Raw genomic sequence first — 15793 nt, 5'->3', positions numbered from 1 at the left:
CCCCGTCGGGCGAATTAAGCGTTGCTGCGCAGCAGCCAATCCAGACAGCGGCCCGGCAAAATGCGGCGCAGCACGCTCATCGCGTGCGCCAGCAGGGTGACCGGATAGCGCAGTTTGGCGCGCGGGCTTTCCAGCGCGTGGCGCAGTTTGGGCAGGATGGCCTCCGGCGGCAGCGTCAGGCGCTTGGCGATGCCGGGATTGTGCACCGGCTTGTCGCTCTGCGCCTGGTTGACGTTCTGGCTAAAGTGGGTGGCGATCGGCCCCGGTTCGATCAGGCTGACCTGAATGCCGCTGCCGTGCAGCTCCATGCGCAGCGCGTCCGACCAGGCTTCCAGCGCGAACTTGCTGGCGGCGTAGGCGCCGCGCCCGGCGCTGGAGACCAGCCCCATCACCGAGCTGGTCTGAATGATGCGCCCTTCGCCGTGCGGCAACATCGCCGGCAACAGCAGCTGGGTCAGTTGGTGGGTGCCGAACAGGTTGGTGGCGAACTGCCGCTCCAGCTGGCGGCGCGAAATGCGGCTAAGCGGGCCGTAAACGCCGAACCCCCCGTTATTGAACAGGCCGTACAGGCGGCCGTCGGTCAGCGCGATCACCTCGGCGGCGGCGCGCTCGACGCTGGCGCTGTCGTCCAGATCCAGCTCAATGCCTTCCAGCCCCAGCTGGCGCATGTTTTCCACGTCCTGCGGCTTACGGCAGGCGGCCAGCACCCGGTAGCCGCGGTTGCGCAGATCCTGCGCCGCAATCAATCCAATCCCGCTGGAACAGCCGGTTATCAATACCGCTTTTTGCATAACTTTACCTAGTGTTCGACCCTAATTTAGTGAGACTCATGCTTTACTAGCGGTTCCAGGCGCTCCGCCATCCAGGTGGCGATAAACGGCTGAGCGTCCCCATTGGGGTGCAATCCGTCATCCTGCATCCATTCCGGCTTCACCACCACCTGTTCCATATAGAACGGCAGCAGCGGAATGTTGAACTGCTTGGCCAGCGCCGGGTAGACGGCGCTGAATGCCTCGGTGTAGCGGCGGCCGTAGTTCGGCGGGATGCGGATCTGCATCAGCAGCGGCTGCGCGCCGGCCTGCTGCACCCGCGTGATGATTTGGCCGAGATCGCGCTGTACGTCCTGCGCCGGGAAGCCGCGCAGGCCGTCGTTGGCACCCAGCTCGATCAGCACCCAGCGCGGCTGATGCTGTTTCAGCAGCGCGGGCAGACGCGCCAGCCCCTGCGCGGCGGTGTCGCCGCTGATGCTGGCGTTGACCAGCTGCGGCGCGCCCGGTTTTTTCTGCCACTGTTCGGCCAACAGCGTCGGCCAGGCCCGCTCGATCGGCAGGCGATAGCCGGCGCTTAAACTGTCGCCCAAAATCAATAAGGTATCGGCGGCGGCAGCGCGTAAACTGAATAATCCCAACAGCAAAAGGAAGGGAAGATGCCAGCGGAAAACGTTCTTGAAGTTCATCATCTTAGTAAACACGTTGGTCAGGGTGAGCATCAGCTCACCATCCTTACCGGAGTCGAGCTGCTTGTCAAACCCGCGCAGACGATCGCCCTGATCGGTGAATCCGGATCGGGGAAATCGACCTTGCTGGGCATTTTGGCCGGGCTGGACGACGGCAGCGAGGGCGAGGTGCGTTTGCTCGGCGAGTCGCTGACCGCGTTGGACGAAGAAGGCCGCGCCGCGCTGCGCGCCAGGAACGTCGGTTTCGTGTTTCAGTCGTTCATGTTGGTGCCGACGCTGAACGCGCTGGAGAACGTGCAACTGCCGGCGCTGCTGCGCGGCGAGAGCGACAGGCAGAGTCGCGAGCAGGCGGTGCAGTTACTGGAACAGCTGGGACTGGGCAAACGTCTCGATCACCTGCCGGCGCAGCTGTCCGGCGGCGAGCAGCAGCGCGTGGCGCTGGCGCGCGCCTTCAGCGGCCGGCCGCGGGTGCTGTTCGCCGATGAACCGACCGGCAACCTCGATCGTCAGACCGGCGATCGCATCGCCGACCTGCTGTTCTCTCTCAACCGCGATTTTGACACCACCCTGATCCTGGTGACCCATGACGAAACCCTGGCGGCGCGCTGCCAGCGGCGGTTGCGGCTGCGTGAAGGCAAGCTGTGGGAGGAAGCATGATCTGGCGCTGGTTCTGGCGCGAATGGCGCTCGCCGTCGCTGCTGATCGTGTGGCTGGCGCTGACGCTCTCTGTCGCCTGCGTGCTGGCGCTGGGCAGCATCAGCGATCGCATGGACAAAGGGCTCAGCCAGCAGAGCCGCGATTTTATCGCCGGCGATCGGGTGCTGCGCAGCGCGCATTCGGTGCCGGAAGGCTGGCTATTGGACGCGCAGCAGCAGGGGCTGAAGGTGAGCCGCCAGCTGTCGTTCACCACCATGACCTATGCCGGCGAGCGGCCGCAGCTGGCGGACGTGAAAGCCACCGATCTGACCTATCCGCTGTACGGCAAGCTGGAAACGCGCCCGGCCAACATCAAGCCCGAACCGGGCAGCGTGCTGGTGGCGCCGCGTTTGCTGGCGCTGCTGAACGTGAAAGTGGGGGATTCGCTGGAGGTGGGCGACACTACGCTGCGTATCGCCGGTGAAATCATTCAGGAGCCGGACGCCGGCTTCAATCCATTCCAGACCGCGCCGCGCATCATGATCAACCTGGCGGACGTCGAGAAGACCGGTGCGGTGCAGCCGGGCAGCCGCCTGACCTACCGCTACATGTTCGCCGGCACCGAGCCGGATATTCAGCGTTACGAGGAACGGCTGGCGCCGCAGTTGACGCCGGATCAGCGCTGGTTCGGGCTGCAGGAGTCCGGCAGCGCGCTCGGCAAGTCGCTGCAGCGATCCCAACAGTTCCTGCTGCTGTCGGCTCTGCTGACGCTGCTGTTGTCGATCGCCGCCGTGGCGGTGGCGATGAGCCACTATTGCCGCAGCCGTTACGATCTGATCGCGGTGCTGAAAACCCTCGGCGCCGGGCGTGGCGCGCTGCGTAAATTGATCGTCGGCCAGTGGCTGGCGGTGATGGCGCTGGCGGCGGCGTGCGGCGGGGCGATCGGGCTGGCGTTTGAAGCGTTGCTGATCCGCCTGCTGAAGCCGGTATTACCGGCTGCGTTGCCTGCCGCCGGCGCCTGGCCGTGGCTGTGGGCGCTCGGCGCGCTGGTGCTGATCTCGCTGCTGGTCGGGCTGCGGCCGTATCGCCAGCTGCTGGCCACCCAGCCGCTGCGGGTGCTGCGCCGCGACGTGACGGCCAACGTCTGGCCGCTGCGCTACTTCCTGCCGGTGACGGCGGCGATCGTGGTGGCGCTGTTGGTGGCGCTGATGGGGGCCAGCACGCTGCTGTGGGCGATCCTGGCTGGCATGGCGGTGCTGGCGCTGCTGCTGGGCGGCATCGGCTGGGGCAGCCTGCTGTTGCTGCGCCGCATCACGCTCAAGAGCCTGGCGCTGCGGCTGGCGGTCAACCGCCTGCTGCACCAGCCCTGGGTGACCATCAGCCAACTGGCGGCGTTTTCGCTGTCGTTCATGCTGCTGGCGCTGCTGTTGGTGTTGCGCGGCGATCTGCTCGAACGCTGGCAGCAACAGCTGCCGCCGGACAGTCCGAACTATTTCCTGCTCAACATGACCGAGGCACAGGTGCCGCAGGTGAAAGCCTTCCTGCAGCAGCACCAGATCAAGCCGGAAACCTATTATCCGATCGTCCGGGTGCGCCTGACCGAGATAAACCAGCAGCTGGCGACCGAACGGGTGCATGAAGACGATCCGGGCGGCGAGGCGGTGAACCGCGAGCTGAACCTGACCTGGTTGGCCGATCTGCCGGATCACAATCCGCTGGTGGCGGGCAATTGGCCGCCGAAAACCGGTGAGGTTTCGATGGATGAAGGCATCGCCGGGCGGCTGAAGATCACGCTGGGCGATACGCTGACCTTCAGCGGCGATACCCAGGCGTTCAGCGCCAAAGTCACCAGCCTGCGCCAGGTGGATTGGGAAAGCCTGAAGCCGAACTTTTACTTTATCTTCCCGCCGGGCGCGCTGGACGACCAGCCGCAGACCTGGCTCACCAGCTTTCGCTACGACGGCGACGGCCAGATGCTGACTCAGCTCAATCGCCAGTTCCCGACGCTCAGCCTGCTGGACATCGGCGCGATCCTGAAACAGGTCGGCGGCGTGCTGCAACAGGTCAGCCGCGCGCTGGAGGTGATGGTGGTGCTGGTGGTGCTGTGCGGCGGCCTGCTGCTGCTGGCGCAGGTGCAGGTCGGCATGCGTCAGCGGCGGCAGGAGCTGGTGGTCTATCGCACGCTGGGCGCCGGCAAACGGCTGCTGCGCCGCACGCTGTGGTGCGAGTTTGCTTTGCTGGGGCTGGTGGCGGGCATCGCGGCGGCGATGGGCGCCGAGGCGGCGCTGTGGCTGCTGCAAAGCCGGGTGTTCGACTTCCCGTGGACGCCGACGCCGGTGCTGTGGTGGGCGCTGCCGCTGGCCAGCGCGCTGCTGCTGTCGCTGTGCGGCGGCTGGCTGGGCGTGCGCCTGCTGCGCGGCAAGGCGCTGTTCCGCAGTTATGAGGGTTGATGCGGCTATTTATAACGCCGGATGTGATAAGCACCCGGCTTGGCAGAAAAGAGAGGCGTCGTCTTTAAACTGTATTATTTTCGTGTTTTATAATGTGTTATCTGCGGGTTACCACCAGGAACGAAGGGAATGAAAATCTACTGGTCACTTAAAAGTATCCCGGAATTAAAAAATTTGCCTTTGCGCGAACGTCTCGGACGTTGGCAGCGTGGCCTTGCTTCAGCGGGATTCTTTAACGGAACGGGCATATTGCTGGTTGCATTGTTGCCGTGGTTTTCGATTCTTATCGCTAACGATCTGACCCTTAATTACCCTTTCTTGCGCAATCATATCGTCACAGCGCTTGGATATGGCATCAGCGGTTTTTTGGGTGTGAATCTGATGATAAGAAGTATGCTAAGGAAAAATAAGAATATTTTTTCTGATTAAGTGCAGCGGTTTAAAATTGTCGTCATAAAAAAGGGGTTAGCCTTGGGCTAACCCCTTTTACTTTCGGCGGCGTGAGCCTTAGGCCAGCTTCTGCTGCGCCCAGGTCAGCCCGCTTTGGTATTCGCCCGGCAGCAGCGGCGCCAGCGCCTGCAGCGCCTGGCGCAGATCGGCGGCGCTCGGGTCGTTCAGATTGAGGTGGCCGACCTTGCGGCCCGGGCGCACCTCTTTCTCATACCAGTGCAGATGCACCAGCGGCAGCGACAGCCACTGTTCGTTGACGGCGGTGCCGATCAGGTTGACCATCACCGACGGCGTGCTCACCACCGGCTGCGGCAGCGGCAGGCCGAGGATGGCGCGCAGGTGCAGCTCGAACTGGCTGATGGAGGCGCCGTTTTGCGTCCAGTGGCCGCTGTTGTGCACGCGCGGCGCCAGTTCGTTGATCAGCAGCCGATCGCCGACGATAAAGCACTCCATCGCCATCACGCCGACATAGTTCAGCTCGTTCAGGATCGCCGCCAGCATCTGCTCGGCCTGTTGCTGCAGCGCTGGATTGGGCTGCGGCAGCGCCACGCTGGCGCGCAGGATGCCGTCTTCATGCAGGTTATGGGTCAGCGGGTAGAATACCGAACGGCCGTCGTGGCCGCGCGCGCCCACCAGCGACACTTCGCCGGAGAAATTGATGCCTTGCTCGACGATGCACTCGCCATAGGCGTCAGCCGGCAGTTCGGCTTCTTGGCTCGGACGCAAGCGCCACTGGCCGCGGCCGTCATAGCCGCCGACCCGGCGTTTGACGATCGCCAGTTCGCCCAGCGCAGCGAATACCTGCGGCCATTCGGCGGCGCTCGCCAGCAGCTGCCACGGCGCGGTCGCCAGGCCGAGCTGGTCGAGCAGCTGTTTTTGCGTCAGGCGATCCGCCAGACGCGGGAAGATGTCGCGGTTGACGAAGGCGCTGTGGGTCGCCAGCTCACGCGTCAGCGCGGTTTCCGGCCAGCGTTCTATCTCGGCGGTAATGACGCTGTTCTGATACGGCACCGCTTCAGGTTCGGCATCGATGCCGACAGGGTAGACGGCGATGCCCAGCGGTTCGCCGGCCTGGCGCAGCATGCGCCCCAGTTGGCCGTTGCCCAGTACGCAAACCGGCTTCATGCGTCCTCCCGCGGATCGGGGTGGTTCAAGACGTCTTCGGTCTGCGCCTGACGCCAGTCCGCCAAACGCTGTGCCAGCGCGGCGTCGTGCAGCGCCAGGATCTGCATCGCCAGCAGCCCGGCGTTGGCGGCGCCGGCTTTGCCGATCGCCAGCGTGCCCACCGGAATGCCGCGCGGCATCTGCACGATGGAGTAGAGGCTGTCTACGCCGCTCAGCGCGGCGCTTTGCACCGGCACGCCCAACACCGGCACCAGGGTTTTCGCCGCCAGCATGCCCGGCAGATGCGCCGCACCGCCGGCGCCGGCGATGATCACGTCAAAGCCGTTGGCGGCAGCCTGCTCGGCGAAGCTGAACAGCTTGTCCGGCGTGCGGTGAGCGGAAACGACTTCGACATGGAAGGGGACGTCGAGCTGGGTCAGGACTTCGGCAGCGAACTGCATGGTGGCCCAGTCACTTTTCGATCCCATTACAATTGCGATTTTCGCCCCGGTATTGGCGGCTGAAGCGGCGTTGGCTCCCATGGGTGTAAGGCTCCTGTGATTTGTCTGGCGTCGGCTGAGGGCCGAATGAGGGCGTAGAGCATACCATGAGCGCACGGCGAGGAAAACGGTTGCGTCGCCGGTTTTCACCGTCGAAAGCGCGAATTTTCACTCTCGCGCCAGTGCGGAATTCAGAATGGGAATGAGATCAGCTCGACGGCGTCGGCGCTGACTTTGATCATCGATCCTTCGACGTGCCAGGCACCCAGCACCGCACGATGGGCTTCGCCATTGCTCAGCGCCAGTCGGTGCACCGCCGGGCGATGGGTATGGCCGTGGATCATCCAGTGCACGTCGTGGCGCAGCATCGTTTGCTCGACCGCCTGCGGGTTGACGTCCATGATGGCGTCCGACTTGCCTTGGTTGGATTGCTGGCTGCGGGCGCGCATGTTGGCGGCGATCTTCAGTCGCCAGCGCAGCGGCAGCGCGAGGAACAGTTTTTGAATCAGCGGGTTGTGCACTTTACGGCGGAATTGCTGATAGGCTTGATCGTCGGTGCACAGGGTGTCGCCGTGCAGGATCAGGATCCTGCGGCCGTACAGCTCCAGCACTTTTTCTTCCGGCAGCAGCTGCATGCCGCTGGCGCGGGCGAAGCGCTTGCCGAGCAGAAAATCGCGGTTGCCGTGGATGAAATAGCAGGGCACGCCGGCCTGTTGCAGCGCTTTCAGCGCCGCGGCGATCTCCGCGTGCAGCGGCTCGGGATCGTCGTCGCCGATCCAGGCCTCAAACAGGTCGCCGAGGATGTACAGCGCGTCGGCGTGCATCGCTTCGCGCCGTAAAAAACGCAGAAAACCGGCAGTGATTGCCGGTTCCTGTGCGCACAAGTGCAGATCTGCGATGAACAGCGTACTCATGCAGCCGCGATTACTCGCTGACGGTCACGCTGTTGATGACGACGTCTTCTACCGGTACGTCCTGGTGCATGCCGCTGCGGCCAGTTTTCACGCCTTTGATCTTGTTGACCACGTCCATGCCTTCAACCACTTCAGCGAACACGCAGTAGCCCCAGCCCTGCACGTTTTCGCCGCGGAAGTTCAGGAAGTCGTTGTCAGCCACGTTGATGAAGAACTGTGCGGTGGCGGAGTGCGGATCGTTGGTACGCGCCATTGCCAGGGTGCCGATGGTGTTTTTCAGACCGTTGTTGGCTTCGTTCTTGATAGCCGCATTGGTCGCTTTCTGGTTCATGCCCGGCTCGAAACCGCCGCCCTGGATCATGAAGCCGTTGATCACACGGTGGAAGATGGTGTTGTCGTAGAAACCGGCGCGGCAGTAGTTCAGGAAGTTTTCAACGGTAACCGGCGCTTTGTCAGCAAAGGTCTTGATGACGATATCGCCGTGATTGGTGTGGAAAGTAACCATAGTTTTAATCCTAACAAGATGAAGTGAGACGCCACGTAAAGCGAGTGAACATTCAGACCGCCCTTATAACATATCCGCCCCGGCGAGTCAGCAGCGGGTCAACCGCGCACTGTCTGTGGTAATTGTTTTGTTGTTATATTATAACAATTATGCCGGCGGCCGGATTTTACGCGTTTTCTTCGCGTGAAATCAGCAAAGCTTGGCCTTAACCTTGCAATAGATCAGGCTTCAGGTTTCAATACGCTACCGGGCGTAAAACCTGAAGCCCGGTTATCTTTTTTGTTATCACGCACACCACGGAATCTCCCGATGCTAAAGATTTTTAATACCCTGAGTCGTCAAAAAGAGGAATTCAAACCCATTCATGCCGGGAAAGTGGGCATGTACGTGTGCGGGGTAACCATCTATGACCTGTGTCACATCGGCCACGGTCGTACCTTTGTCGCTTTCGACGTGGTGGCGCGTTATCTGCGCTATCTCGGCTATTCGCTGAACTACGTGCGCAACGTCACCGACGTAGACGACAAAATCATTCGCCGCGCGGCGGAAAATCATGAGACTTGCGACCAACTGACCGAACGCATGCTGGCGGAAATGCACGCCGACTTCGACGCGCTGCTGATCGATCGTCCGGATCAAGAGCCGCGCGCGACCCAGCACATCGCCGAGATCATCGAGATCACGCAGCGTCTTATCGATCGCGATCACGCTTACGTGGCCAGCAACGGCGACGTGATGTTCTCCATCGACAGCGATCCGCAATACGGCCTGCTGTCGCGTCAGGATCTGGATCAGCTGCAGGCCGGCGCGCGCGTGGAGATCGACGACGTGAAGCGCAACCCGATGGACTTCGTGCTGTGGAAAATGTCCAAGCCGGGCGAGCCGAGCTGGCAGTCGCCGTGGGGGCCGGGCCGTCCGGGCTGGCACATCGAATGCTCCGCCATGAACTGCAAACAGCTGGGCACCCACTTCGACATCCACGGCGGCGGTTCCGATCTGATGTTCCCGCACCACGAGAACGAGATCGCGCAGTCGAGCTGCGCCCACGATGGCCCGTACGTCAATTACTGGATGCACTCCGGCATGGTGATGATCGACAAAGAGAAGATGTCCAAATCGCTCGATAACTTCTTCACCATCCGCGACGTGCTCGGCCATTACGATGCGGAGACGGTGCGTTACTTCCTGATGTCCGGCCACTATCGCAGCCAGTTGAACTACAGCGAAGAGAACCTCAAGCAGGCGCGCACCGCGCTGGAGCGCCTCTATACCGCGCTGCGTGGCACCGACGCCGATGCCGTGCCGGCCGGCGGCGAAGCGTTCGAAGCCCGCTTCCGCGAAGCGATGGACGACGACTTCAACACTCCGGAAGCCTACTCGGCGCTGTTCGATCTGGCCCGTGAGGTTAACCGCCTGAAGAGCGAAGACATGGCGGCGGCCAACGGCATGGCGGCGGAACTGCGCAAGCTGGCGAAAGTGCTCGGCCTGCTGCAGCAGGAGCCGGAGCAGTTCCTGCAAGGGGGCGCACAGGTTGACGACGGCGAAGTGGCGGAGATTGAAGCGCTGATCAAACAGCGTAACGAAGCGCGCGCCGCCAAGGACTGGGCGCTGGCGGACGCCGCGCGTGATCGGTTGAACGAGATGAACATCGTGCTGGAAGACGGCCCGCAGGGCACCACCTGGCGCCGTAAGTAAGCCGGCCGAAGTGAAAACAAAAAAGGCGCTGAATTCAGCGCCTTTTTCTATGGCTGCGGGTTAGGGTTTAACCATGACCTTGCCGCCGTTGAACTCCACCACCTGATCGGCGACGATCTTGCAGCGCTTGCGGGTTTCGACCTTGCCGTCGACTTTCACCAGCCCTTCGGCGATGACTTCTTTGGCGGCGCCGCCGCTTTCACACCAGCCCTGGAACTTCAGCAGATCGCACAGTTCGACATGGGGATGATTGTCCAGATTGAAAATTTCCATACTGCCTTACTTATTTAGGTTGAACGTCGTGATATTCCTCGCAGGCCTGCAAGGTATTTTGGATCAGTGTAGCCACGGTCATCGGGCCAACGCCACCCGGCACCGGGGTGATGTAGGCGGCGCGCTCGCTGGCGGCGTCGAAGTCGACATCGCCCACCACTTTACCGCTTTCCAGACGGTTGATGCCGACGTCCACTACGATGGCGCCCGGTTTGATCCAGTCGCCCGGGATGAAGCCCGGTTTGCCAACCGCCACCACCAGCAGATCGGCGTTCTCGACGTGGTGACGCAGATTTTTGGTGAAACGGTGGGTGACGGTGGTGGTGCAACCGGCCAGCAGCAGCTCCATGCTCATCGGGCGGCCGACGATGTTGGAGGCGCCGACCACCACAGCGTTCAGGCCGTAGGTATCGATGTTATAACGCTCCAGCAGGGTGACGATGCCGCGCGGCGTGCACGGGCGCAGCTTGGGCGCGCGTTGGCACAGGCGACCGACGTTGTAGGGGTGGAAGCCGTCGACGTCTTTGTCCGGATGGATGCGTTCCAGCACCTTGACGTTATCGATGCCGGCCGGCAGCGGCAGCTGCACCAGAATGCCGTCGATTTCCGCGTCGGCGTTCAGCTGGTCGATCAACGCCAACAGCTCGGCTTCACTGGTGGCAGCGGGCAGGTCGTAGGAGCGGGAGAGGAAGCCGACTTCATCGCAGGCGCGGCGCTTGCTGGCGACGTAAATTTGCGAAGCCGGATTCTCGCCGACCAGCACAACCGCCAGCCCTGGGGCGCGCTTGCCGGCCGCCAGACGTTGTTTCACTTGCTCAGCCACTTCGTTTCTAACCTGCTGCGCAATCGTTTTACCATCAATAATCTTTGCTGACATCAGTGTGGAAATCCATCAATTAAGAAAAGCGGGGATGCCGCTATTCTGTCAGAAGCTGAGCGCGCTGTCAGGCGCAGAATCACCCTCGCCGCCGTTGGCGAGACCGATTTACGCTTTTTTTATGCCGACTTCAGGAACCTCTACGCCATTTTTACCGGTATTTGCATACGCTGGGGCCATACACAGGGCGAAAGAGGGCAGGATCATGAGAGCGATAACCCGGCTTTATCCGTTGCATCACCAGCCTGGCGAGCAACCGGCGCAGCCTAAGCACGTTGGCGAGACGGTGTTCGATTCTTCGCTGCACCCGGCGGACGGCGCGCAGCTGACGGCGTTGCATCAGCTCGGCCGGCGCGAAGCGGCGCCGTCGTGGCGGGTACGCCTGAGCGCGCTGTGGCGGAAGCTGTGCGCATGAACGGCTGCGCATGGGTAGGCTGCACGCTATGGCTGCTTTGGGCGCCATGGAGCCAGGCTTCTTTAAACAGCGCGCGCCCTGACGCCGCATGGGTTGAAAGCGTGACGGCGACTTGCAACACACGGGTGATTGAGCATGCCGATTGGGGGGACATTGCCGCAGTGGTGCAGTCTACGCGCCTTTGTCTGCGGCGGGGCGGTGGGCGGCAAGAGGCTGAGCGCACGCCGATTTACGTAGGCGTTGGCCTGGTTCAGCATAACGGCGCCGGTTGACGAGAACCCTCGCCGCGCGGGCGCTGGCGGAAAAAACGCCATAAAGCACGGCCGCCGTCGTAACGTCATGAAAAGGCATTGACTCGCTAACCTCTGACCGTATAATCCCAACCCGCAGCCGCAGGTTGCCGCATCTCAATGCGCCCTTAGCTCAGTTGGATAGAGCAACGGCCTTCTAAGCCGTAGGTCATAGGTTCGAATCCTATAGGGCGTGCCATTAAGTATCAATGAGTTATGCCTTTTAACCAGTCTTCCCAATTTCATCATGGGACAAATTTGGGACTAAACCTCCGAAAATCGCATCAATTTGCCTCGCATGCTCAGTGAGATGGTTAGGTGCAAGGTGTGCGTATCGCTGTACCATTTCAATGCTCTCCCAGCCTCCCATTTCCTGAAGTGCCGAAAGTGGGGCGCTGCCTGAACCAACCAGCTTGCCCACGTATGCCGCAGATCGTGAAAGCGGAAATCAGTTATCTACATGTTGAAGAAATGCCCCAACTCTGGGGATTATCCTGACGGCTTGATTTAAAAAACGGCTGCGGCCGTTTTTTGCGTCATGTGGGAGCGATATGAGAAAGTCATAAAAATGGCCACGCTAAAGGATAGGCTATTTGATAGAGCGGCAATTAATATGCGTAAAGGATTAAAGGCGCTGAAGTAAATTAAAGCATTTTCCCTTCCATCACGTAAAAATCTCCACTCATCGTTGTGTAGTAAGCATAAGAAATGTTTTTTTCGAAATTATCGCAGTGAACAACGGTATTTTTATCGGACTCTTGCCAGGAAATCATGAAATAGCCGTCAGCCAATGAACGCCACTGGAAAGGCACATTCATAATGGTTCCGCGAAGTTCTCCGTTTAGAAACTCAACGGTAATGGTGTTTTCACTGGCATGGTAGGCGTTTTTAACTTCGAGACCATTGTCCATCTTGATGGTAAAAGATTGACCGGCATAAGGAAATTTTACAGCCATTGTCGCAACTCCTTTAATGTGTCGTAAAAGCGGCGGTGAAGCACGCTGCTATCCCGAATCACTCGTGCCTAAGACGGGAGTGAGGTCAGCCAACTGAGCGTTAAGCGGCTGGATAGGGCCAATAAATAGTAGAGAGGGCGCATCGGTGGAAAAAGGGACCGGCGGGCAATTCACTTTTCTCTTTTTGTTCATAAAGAGGACGGGCGGCTGGTTACTGTTCACTGCGGGGACAGTGGGGTTTAAGTGACGGGTCTTTGCCAGGCACCGAACGCGGTCACAGGAAACGGCAAGCGGCATTGAACCTTCGTTTAGTTTGTCACGCTACAATAGGTGAAAATTTCCCCATGGAGCCTATCGTGCGCAAATCCAGATTCCTGCTCGTGACCTTGCTGTGCCTGTGCGCCGCCGCCGTGCTGTACGTTATGGCATATCGGGCACTGGGGCATTACCTCAGCGACGGCGAGAAGGCCTACCCGGATATCAGCGTTGAAATTCGCTGAGGGCCGTGCGCCCTGAAGGGGACTGCGCCGAATTTTTCGCACTGATTTACCCGCCATTTACCCGCCGTCGGCAATGATGACGCTGCGTCTCCACATTGTGTGGTTCTTTTGGGCGGAATGCGGTTATGTCACTGCAGCAGGCATCGAATGTTTCTTTGAGCAACAACGGTTTAAAGGGCATCGGTTACAAACATTATGCGTTGGCGATCGTGGCGTTTTCGGCGCTCGTACGGTCTATTTCCTTAACGGACAGGTATTTTTGGTGCGATGAAGCCTCCAGCGTGCTGACCAGCCGTTACGATGTGGGCGCTTTGCTCTATCACGCTTCCTTCGATGTTCACCCGCCGTTTTATTACCTGCTGCTGCATGGCTGGATGGCGCTGTTTGGCGACGGCATTCTGGCGGCCCGCTCGCTGAGTCTGGTGTTCGGCGTGATGACGGTGGCGTTGGCGATGCGCTTTACCCGTTGGCTGGCCAATGAGCGGGCGGCGCTGATCGCGGGATGGCTGATGGCGATCATGCCGATGGCGGTGCGCTACAGCCAGGAGGCGCGCATGTATGCGCTGATGGGGCTGCTGGCGATCGCCGCCGCCATGGCGTTGGCGAAGTGGCTGAAAACGCCGGATAACCGCCGTTATCTGGCGCTGTATGCGTTAGTGATGACGCTAAGCTTTTATACCCATTACTTCACGATTTTCACGCTGATCGCTCACTGGATGGTGCTGCTGGCGCTGTCGTGCCGCCGCGAAGGCGAACGTTACATCAAACGGCCGGCGTGGTGGTTGGCCAATGCGGCGATCGGGATGGCCTACATTCCCTGGCTGCTGGCGCTGTTCAATCTGCTGGCGCATATCGCCGAACTGCGGGTCGGCGGCGACGTCGGTTGGATCCCTCGGGTTTCCTGGGGCGATCTGCCCGCGATGTATTGGCGTTTTCTCACTGGGCATGATGGCAGCAACTATCCCATGGCCATTCTCTGGCTGTTGCCGGCGATGTTTGTCGCGTTGTGTTCATTGCTGCTGTGGCGGCGGGAGACGCCGAGAACATTCTCTCTGTTGTTGCTTGGCGGGATTCTGATCCCGGTGACGCTGGTCTTCGCCATTTCCTGGCGCTCGCCGCTGTTTGTCGATCGCTACCTCTATTCGGCCGCGCTCGGCATCCCGTTGGTGTTGGGTGTGCTGATCGCCAGAACGAAAAGCCGAGTGCGCGGGATCTCTTTGCTGCTGTTCTTCAGTTTGTTGTTCGGTTGCGGTGTGCGTAACGATTACCCGGTCGAGAAAGATGAGTTCAAGGTGATGGTGCACTACATCAACAGCCACTATCAGCTCAACGATGCGGTGGTGGTCAGCAACATGTTCAACTACCTGAGTTATGTGTATTACAACAAGAAGGGTTATCGCGCCTTGCTGTACACGCCGGCCAGGCCCAACGGCATCTCGGGTAAGCCCAATGCCTATGGTTTCGGTACCTTTTTCCACGATCGGGCGGCGCAGACCTACGTCGATAAGCTCAGCGCCTTATCGAAAGGCCATCGCCGGATTTGGCTGGTCAGCGGCGGCGATTTCAACCAGGACTTCGGCCGTTCGCCGCCGGGTTGGGTCAACACCGCTACCTTCAAGAGCGGCGGTTTTGAGTCGCGCCTGTTCGTGGTGCGTTGAGTAAAATGTCATATTTCCCATTCGGCGTTACATCTGGCTGAGCAAACTTACGCGGGGATGACAGTTCTATACATTGAGATTGGTACTGTAGCTCTACCCGATGATGTTGTGTGTTATCCATTCCCTGTAGTGTATTACCCCATCCCTGTTAAGTTTATCCCGCCTTGTGCGGGATTTTTTTTATCTGTGTATGCCTGGCGGGGTAACGCGATTTTTTTGAATAACACCGTCAGTTTTATTCGGTATTCAGTCGCTGCGCGCTTGATTAGATTGAACGCGAGAGGGGCGCCGTCGGCGCCTTTGTGCAATGAGTGGAGAATTTCTATGGCGAAGACAGTAGTGGTGTTTCATTCCGGCTACGGCCATACCGAGCGTTTGGCGAAAGTGGTGGCGGAAGGCGCCGGGGCGGAATTGATCGCCATCGATCAGAACGGCGATATCAGCGACGAAGCCTGGCAGACGCTGGATGAGGCGGACGCCATCATCTTTGGCTCGCCGACCTATATGGGCGGCCCATCCTGGCAGTTCAAGAAATTCGCCGACGCCAGCTCCAAAGCCTGGTTCGGCCGCAAGTGGCAAGACAAAGTGTTCGGCGGCTTTACCAACAGCGCCAGCCTGAACGGCGACAAGCAGGTGACGCTGATCGCGCTGCAGACGCTGGCTTCGCAACATGGCGGCCTGTGGGTCAGCCTGGGGCTGCTGCCGGCCAACACCAAATCGGCGCAGCGCACCGACGTCAATAACCTGGGCGGTTCGGTGGGGCTGCTGGTGCAGACCCCGGCGGATGCCGGCGTGGATGAGATGCTGTCGGGCGATCTGGCGACCGCCAAGCTCTATGGTCAGCGCGTAGCGGGCTTTGCCGCCAAACTGGCGTAATACCTATCGCGTAGATGGGACGGTGACGCGGTTGAACGGATGCCGCGTTCATTTTCTCTGCACAATTGGCGTGTAATCTGCGAAATGTTATTAGCCTGCTTGGGCTAACACTGCATTTCGTACAAATATTCCCGGTTCCTAGGCCGGGTTTTTTGTTGCTAAGGTCTGCTTAAGCTTTCGCCGCTATACTGCGCGTCAGCATGGTCATGCAATGCATGGCCGTGTCGTAACTGTCGAT

17 protein-coding genes, 1 tRNA gene and 1 pseudogene are annotated in these 15793 nt (G+C 60.2%); 9 read left to right on the top strand and 10 right to left on the bottom strand.

Annotation, left to right across the window (positions count from 1 at the left end; all coding sequences use genetic code 11):
• Positions 1-14: 14 nt before the first annotated feature.
• Both ACMGGK_RS18220 and tesA read right to left on the bottom strand, forming a co-directional pair.
• The gene (locus tag ACMGGK_RS18220; RefSeq protein ID WP_097102630.1) at positions 15-791 is read right to left on the bottom strand and encodes an SDR family oxidoreductase; all 777 of its coding nucleotides are present in this window, start codon (positions 789-791) and stop codon (positions 15-17) included.
• A 26-nt stretch (positions 792-817) separates the two neighbouring features.
• Positions 818-1456 carry a multifunctional acyl-CoA thioesterase I/protease I/lysophospholipase L1 gene (gene tesA / locus ACMGGK_RS18215; RefSeq protein WP_161545168.1) on the bottom strand — a complete coding sequence of 213 codons (639 nt, stop codon included), beginning with the start codon at positions 1454-1456 and terminating at the stop codon, positions 818-820.
• On the opposite strand from tesA, the gene ybbA reads away from it, so the two are divergent.
• The 3 genes from ybbA (at position 1427) to ACMGGK_RS18200 (ending at position 4971) form a co-directional block, all read left to right on the top strand.
• Positions 1427-2113, top strand: a complete 687-nt coding sequence (gene ybbA / locus ACMGGK_RS18210) for a putative ABC transporter ATP-binding protein YbbA (RefSeq protein WP_004940192.1) — start codon at positions 1427-1429, stop codon at positions 2111-2113. The two genes, tesA and ybbA, sit on opposite strands and share 30 nt — an antisense overlap.
• A complete protein-coding gene (gene ybbP / locus ACMGGK_RS18205; protein ID WP_420277108.1) occupies positions 2110-4542 on the top strand; it encodes a putative ABC transporter permease subunit YbbP in 2433 nt (810 codons plus the stop codon). The genes ybbA and ybbP overlap by 4 nt, the downstream gene beginning before the upstream one ends.
• Positions 4543-4671: 129 nt before the next feature.
• The gene (locus ACMGGK_RS18200) at positions 4672-4971 is read left to right on the top strand and encodes a hypothetical protein (RefSeq protein WP_016928804.1); all 300 of its coding nucleotides are present in this window, start codon (positions 4672-4674) and stop codon (positions 4969-4971) included.
• A gap of 78 nt (positions 4972-5049) precedes the next feature.
• On the opposite strand, the gene purK is transcribed toward ACMGGK_RS18200, so the two are convergent.
• From purK to ppiB, 4 genes are all read right to left on the bottom strand, one after another.
• Positions 5050-6117, bottom strand: a complete 1068-nt coding sequence (gene purK / locus ACMGGK_RS18195) for a 5-(carboxyamino)imidazole ribonucleotide synthase (RefSeq protein ID WP_240430157.1) — start codon at positions 6115-6117, stop codon at positions 5050-5052.
• Complete coding sequence (purE, locus tag ACMGGK_RS18190) at positions 6114-6638, bottom strand: 5-(carboxyamino)imidazole ribonucleotide mutase (protein WP_016928802.1); 525 nt, start codon at positions 6636-6638, stop codon at positions 6114-6116. Before purE ends, purK begins: the two co-directional genes overlap by 4 nt.
• A 149-nt stretch (positions 6639-6787) precedes the next feature.
• Entirely contained in the window at positions 6788-7510 is a 723-nt protein-coding gene (locus ACMGGK_RS18185; protein WP_049299651.1) for a UDP-2,3-diacylglucosamine diphosphatase, read from the bottom strand.
• Between the two features lie 10 nt (positions 7511-7520).
• Positions 7521-8015, bottom strand: a complete 495-nt coding sequence (ppiB, locus tag ACMGGK_RS18180; RefSeq protein WP_016928800.1) for a peptidylprolyl isomerase B — start codon at positions 8013-8015, stop codon at positions 7521-7523.
• Positions 8016-8324: 309 nt separating this feature from the next.
• Here ppiB and cysS point away from each other — a divergent pair, with 309 nt between their 5' ends.
• On the top strand, positions 8325-9710 hold the full coding sequence (gene cysS / locus ACMGGK_RS18175; RefSeq protein ID WP_016928799.1) for a cysteine--tRNA ligase: 1386 nt from the start codon (positions 8325-8327) through the stop codon (positions 9708-9710).
• Positions 9711-9770: 60 nt separating this feature from the next.
• On the opposite strand, the gene ybcJ is transcribed toward cysS, so the two are convergent.
• The gene (gene ybcJ, locus ACMGGK_RS18170; protein WP_015376914.1) at positions 9771-9983 is read right to left on the bottom strand and encodes a ribosome-associated protein YbcJ; all 213 of its coding nucleotides are present in this window, start codon (positions 9981-9983) and stop codon (positions 9771-9773) included.
• A gap of 10 nt (positions 9984-9993) precedes the next feature.
• On the bottom strand, positions 9994-10860 hold the full coding sequence (gene folD, locus ACMGGK_RS18165; protein WP_016928798.1) for a bifunctional methylenetetrahydrofolate dehydrogenase/methenyltetrahydrofolate cyclohydrolase FolD: 867 nt from the start codon (positions 10858-10860) through the stop codon (positions 9994-9996).
• 205 nt (positions 10861-11065) lie between these two features.
• Between folD and ACMGGK_RS18160 the strand changes: the two genes are divergently transcribed.
• Positions 11066-11275, top strand: coding sequence for a hypothetical protein (locus ACMGGK_RS18160; protein WP_176063579.1), 210 nt, complete (start codon positions 11066-11068; stop codon positions 11273-11275).
• 412 nt (positions 11276-11687) lie between these two features.
• Positions 11688-11764: transfer RNA gene (locus ACMGGK_RS18155), tRNA-Arg, on the top strand.
• 24 nt (positions 11765-11788) lie between these two features.
• On the opposite strand, the pseudogene ACMGGK_RS18150 reads toward ACMGGK_RS18155, so the two are convergent.
• A pseudogene (locus ACMGGK_RS18150) lies at positions 11789-12021 on the bottom strand (tyrosine-type recombinase/integrase); the annotation flags it as partial.
• A 188-nt stretch (positions 12022-12209) separates the two neighbouring features.
• Positions 12210-12521 carry a MoaF-related domain-containing protein gene (locus ACMGGK_RS18145; RefSeq protein WP_115435688.1) on the bottom strand — a complete coding sequence of 104 codons (312 nt, stop codon included), beginning with the start codon at positions 12519-12521 and terminating at the stop codon, positions 12210-12212.
• Between the two features lie 356 nt (positions 12522-12877).
• On the opposite strand from ACMGGK_RS18145, the gene ACMGGK_RS18140 reads away from it, so the two are divergent.
• The 3 genes from ACMGGK_RS18140 to ACMGGK_RS18130 all read left to right on the top strand — a co-directional run bounded on the left by ACMGGK_RS18140 (position 12878) and on the right by ACMGGK_RS18130 (position 15555).
• Positions 12878-13021, top strand: a complete 144-nt coding sequence (locus ACMGGK_RS18140; RefSeq protein WP_016928795.1) for a hypothetical protein — start codon at positions 12878-12880, stop codon at positions 13019-13021.
• A 125-nt stretch (positions 13022-13146) separates the two neighbouring features.
• On the top strand, positions 13147-14679 hold the full coding sequence (locus tag ACMGGK_RS18135) for a glycosyltransferase family 39 protein (RefSeq protein WP_016928794.1): 1533 nt from the start codon (positions 13147-13149) through the stop codon (positions 14677-14679).
• A 324-nt stretch (positions 14680-15003) separates the two neighbouring features.
• Positions 15004-15555 carry a flavodoxin family protein gene (locus tag ACMGGK_RS18130; protein ID WP_004940045.1) on the top strand — a complete coding sequence of 184 codons (552 nt, stop codon included), beginning with the start codon at positions 15004-15006 and terminating at the stop codon, positions 15553-15555.
• Positions 15556-15793 lie beyond the last annotated feature (238 nt).

Source organism: Serratia sp. BNK-33-b, from assembly GCF_048684565.1.
Classification (GTDB): domain Bacteria; phylum Pseudomonadota; class Gammaproteobacteria; order Enterobacterales; family Enterobacteriaceae; genus Serratia; species Serratia marcescens.
The sequence above is the reverse complement of the archived record's forward strand: the minus strand, read 5'-3'. Positions and strand labels throughout refer to the sequence as shown.

What these genes read in the sequence shown, in the direction of transcription:
- ACMGGK_RS18185 (WP_049299651.1), bottom strand. Translation starts at nt 7,510, where the DNA reads ATGAGTACGCTGTTCATCGCAGATCTGCACTTGTGCGCACAGGAACCG.
- folD (WP_016928798.1), bottom strand. Translation starts at nt 10,860, where the DNA reads ATGTCAGCAAAGATTATTGATGGTAAAACGATTGCGCAGCAGGTTAGA.
- ACMGGK_RS18200 (WP_016928804.1), top strand. Translation starts at nt 4,672, where the DNA reads ATGAAAATCTACTGGTCACTTAAAAGTATCCCGGAATTAAAAAATTTG.
- ybbA (WP_004940192.1), top strand. Translation starts at nt 1,427, where the DNA reads ATGCCAGCGGAAAACGTTCTTGAAGTTCATCATCTTAGTAAACACGTT.
- ACMGGK_RS18220 (WP_097102630.1), bottom strand. Translation starts at nt 791, where the DNA reads ATGCAAAAAGCGGTATTGATAACCGGCTGTTCCAGCGGGATTGGATTG.
- ybbP (WP_420277108.1), top strand. Translation starts at nt 2,110, where the DNA reads ATGATCTGGCGCTGGTTCTGGCGCGAATGGCGCTCGCCGTCGCTGCTG.
- purK (WP_240430157.1), bottom strand. Translation starts at nt 6,117, where the DNA reads ATGAAGCCGGTTTGCGTACTGGGCAACGGCCAACTGGGGCGCATGCTG.
- purE (WP_016928802.1), bottom strand. Translation starts at nt 6,638, where the DNA reads ATGGGAGCCAACGCCGCTTCAGCCGCCAATACCGGGGCGAAAATCGCA.
- ybcJ (WP_015376914.1), bottom strand. Translation starts at nt 9,983, where the DNA reads ATGGAAATTTTCAATCTGGACAATCATCCCCATGTCGAACTGTGCGAT.
- cysS (WP_016928799.1), top strand. Translation starts at nt 8,325, where the DNA reads ATGCTAAAGATTTTTAATACCCTGAGTCGTCAAAAAGAGGAATTCAAA.
- ACMGGK_RS18160 (WP_176063579.1), top strand. Translation starts at nt 11,066, where the DNA reads ATGAGAGCGATAACCCGGCTTTATCCGTTGCATCACCAGCCTGGCGAG.
- ACMGGK_RS18145 (WP_115435688.1), bottom strand. Translation starts at nt 12,521, where the DNA reads ATGGCTGTAAAATTTCCTTATGCCGGTCAATCTTTTACCATCAAGATG.
- ACMGGK_RS18135 (WP_016928794.1), top strand. Translation starts at nt 13,147, where the DNA reads ATGTCACTGCAGCAGGCATCGAATGTTTCTTTGAGCAACAACGGTTTA.
- ppiB (WP_016928800.1), bottom strand. Translation starts at nt 8,015, where the DNA reads ATGGTTACTTTCCACACCAATCACGGCGATATCGTCATCAAGACCTTT.
- ACMGGK_RS18130 (WP_004940045.1), top strand. Translation starts at nt 15,004, where the DNA reads ATGGCGAAGACAGTAGTGGTGTTTCATTCCGGCTACGGCCATACCGAG.
- tesA (WP_161545168.1), bottom strand. Translation starts at nt 1,456, where the DNA reads ATGAACTTCAAGAACGTTTTCCGCTGGCATCTTCCCTTCCTTTTGCTG.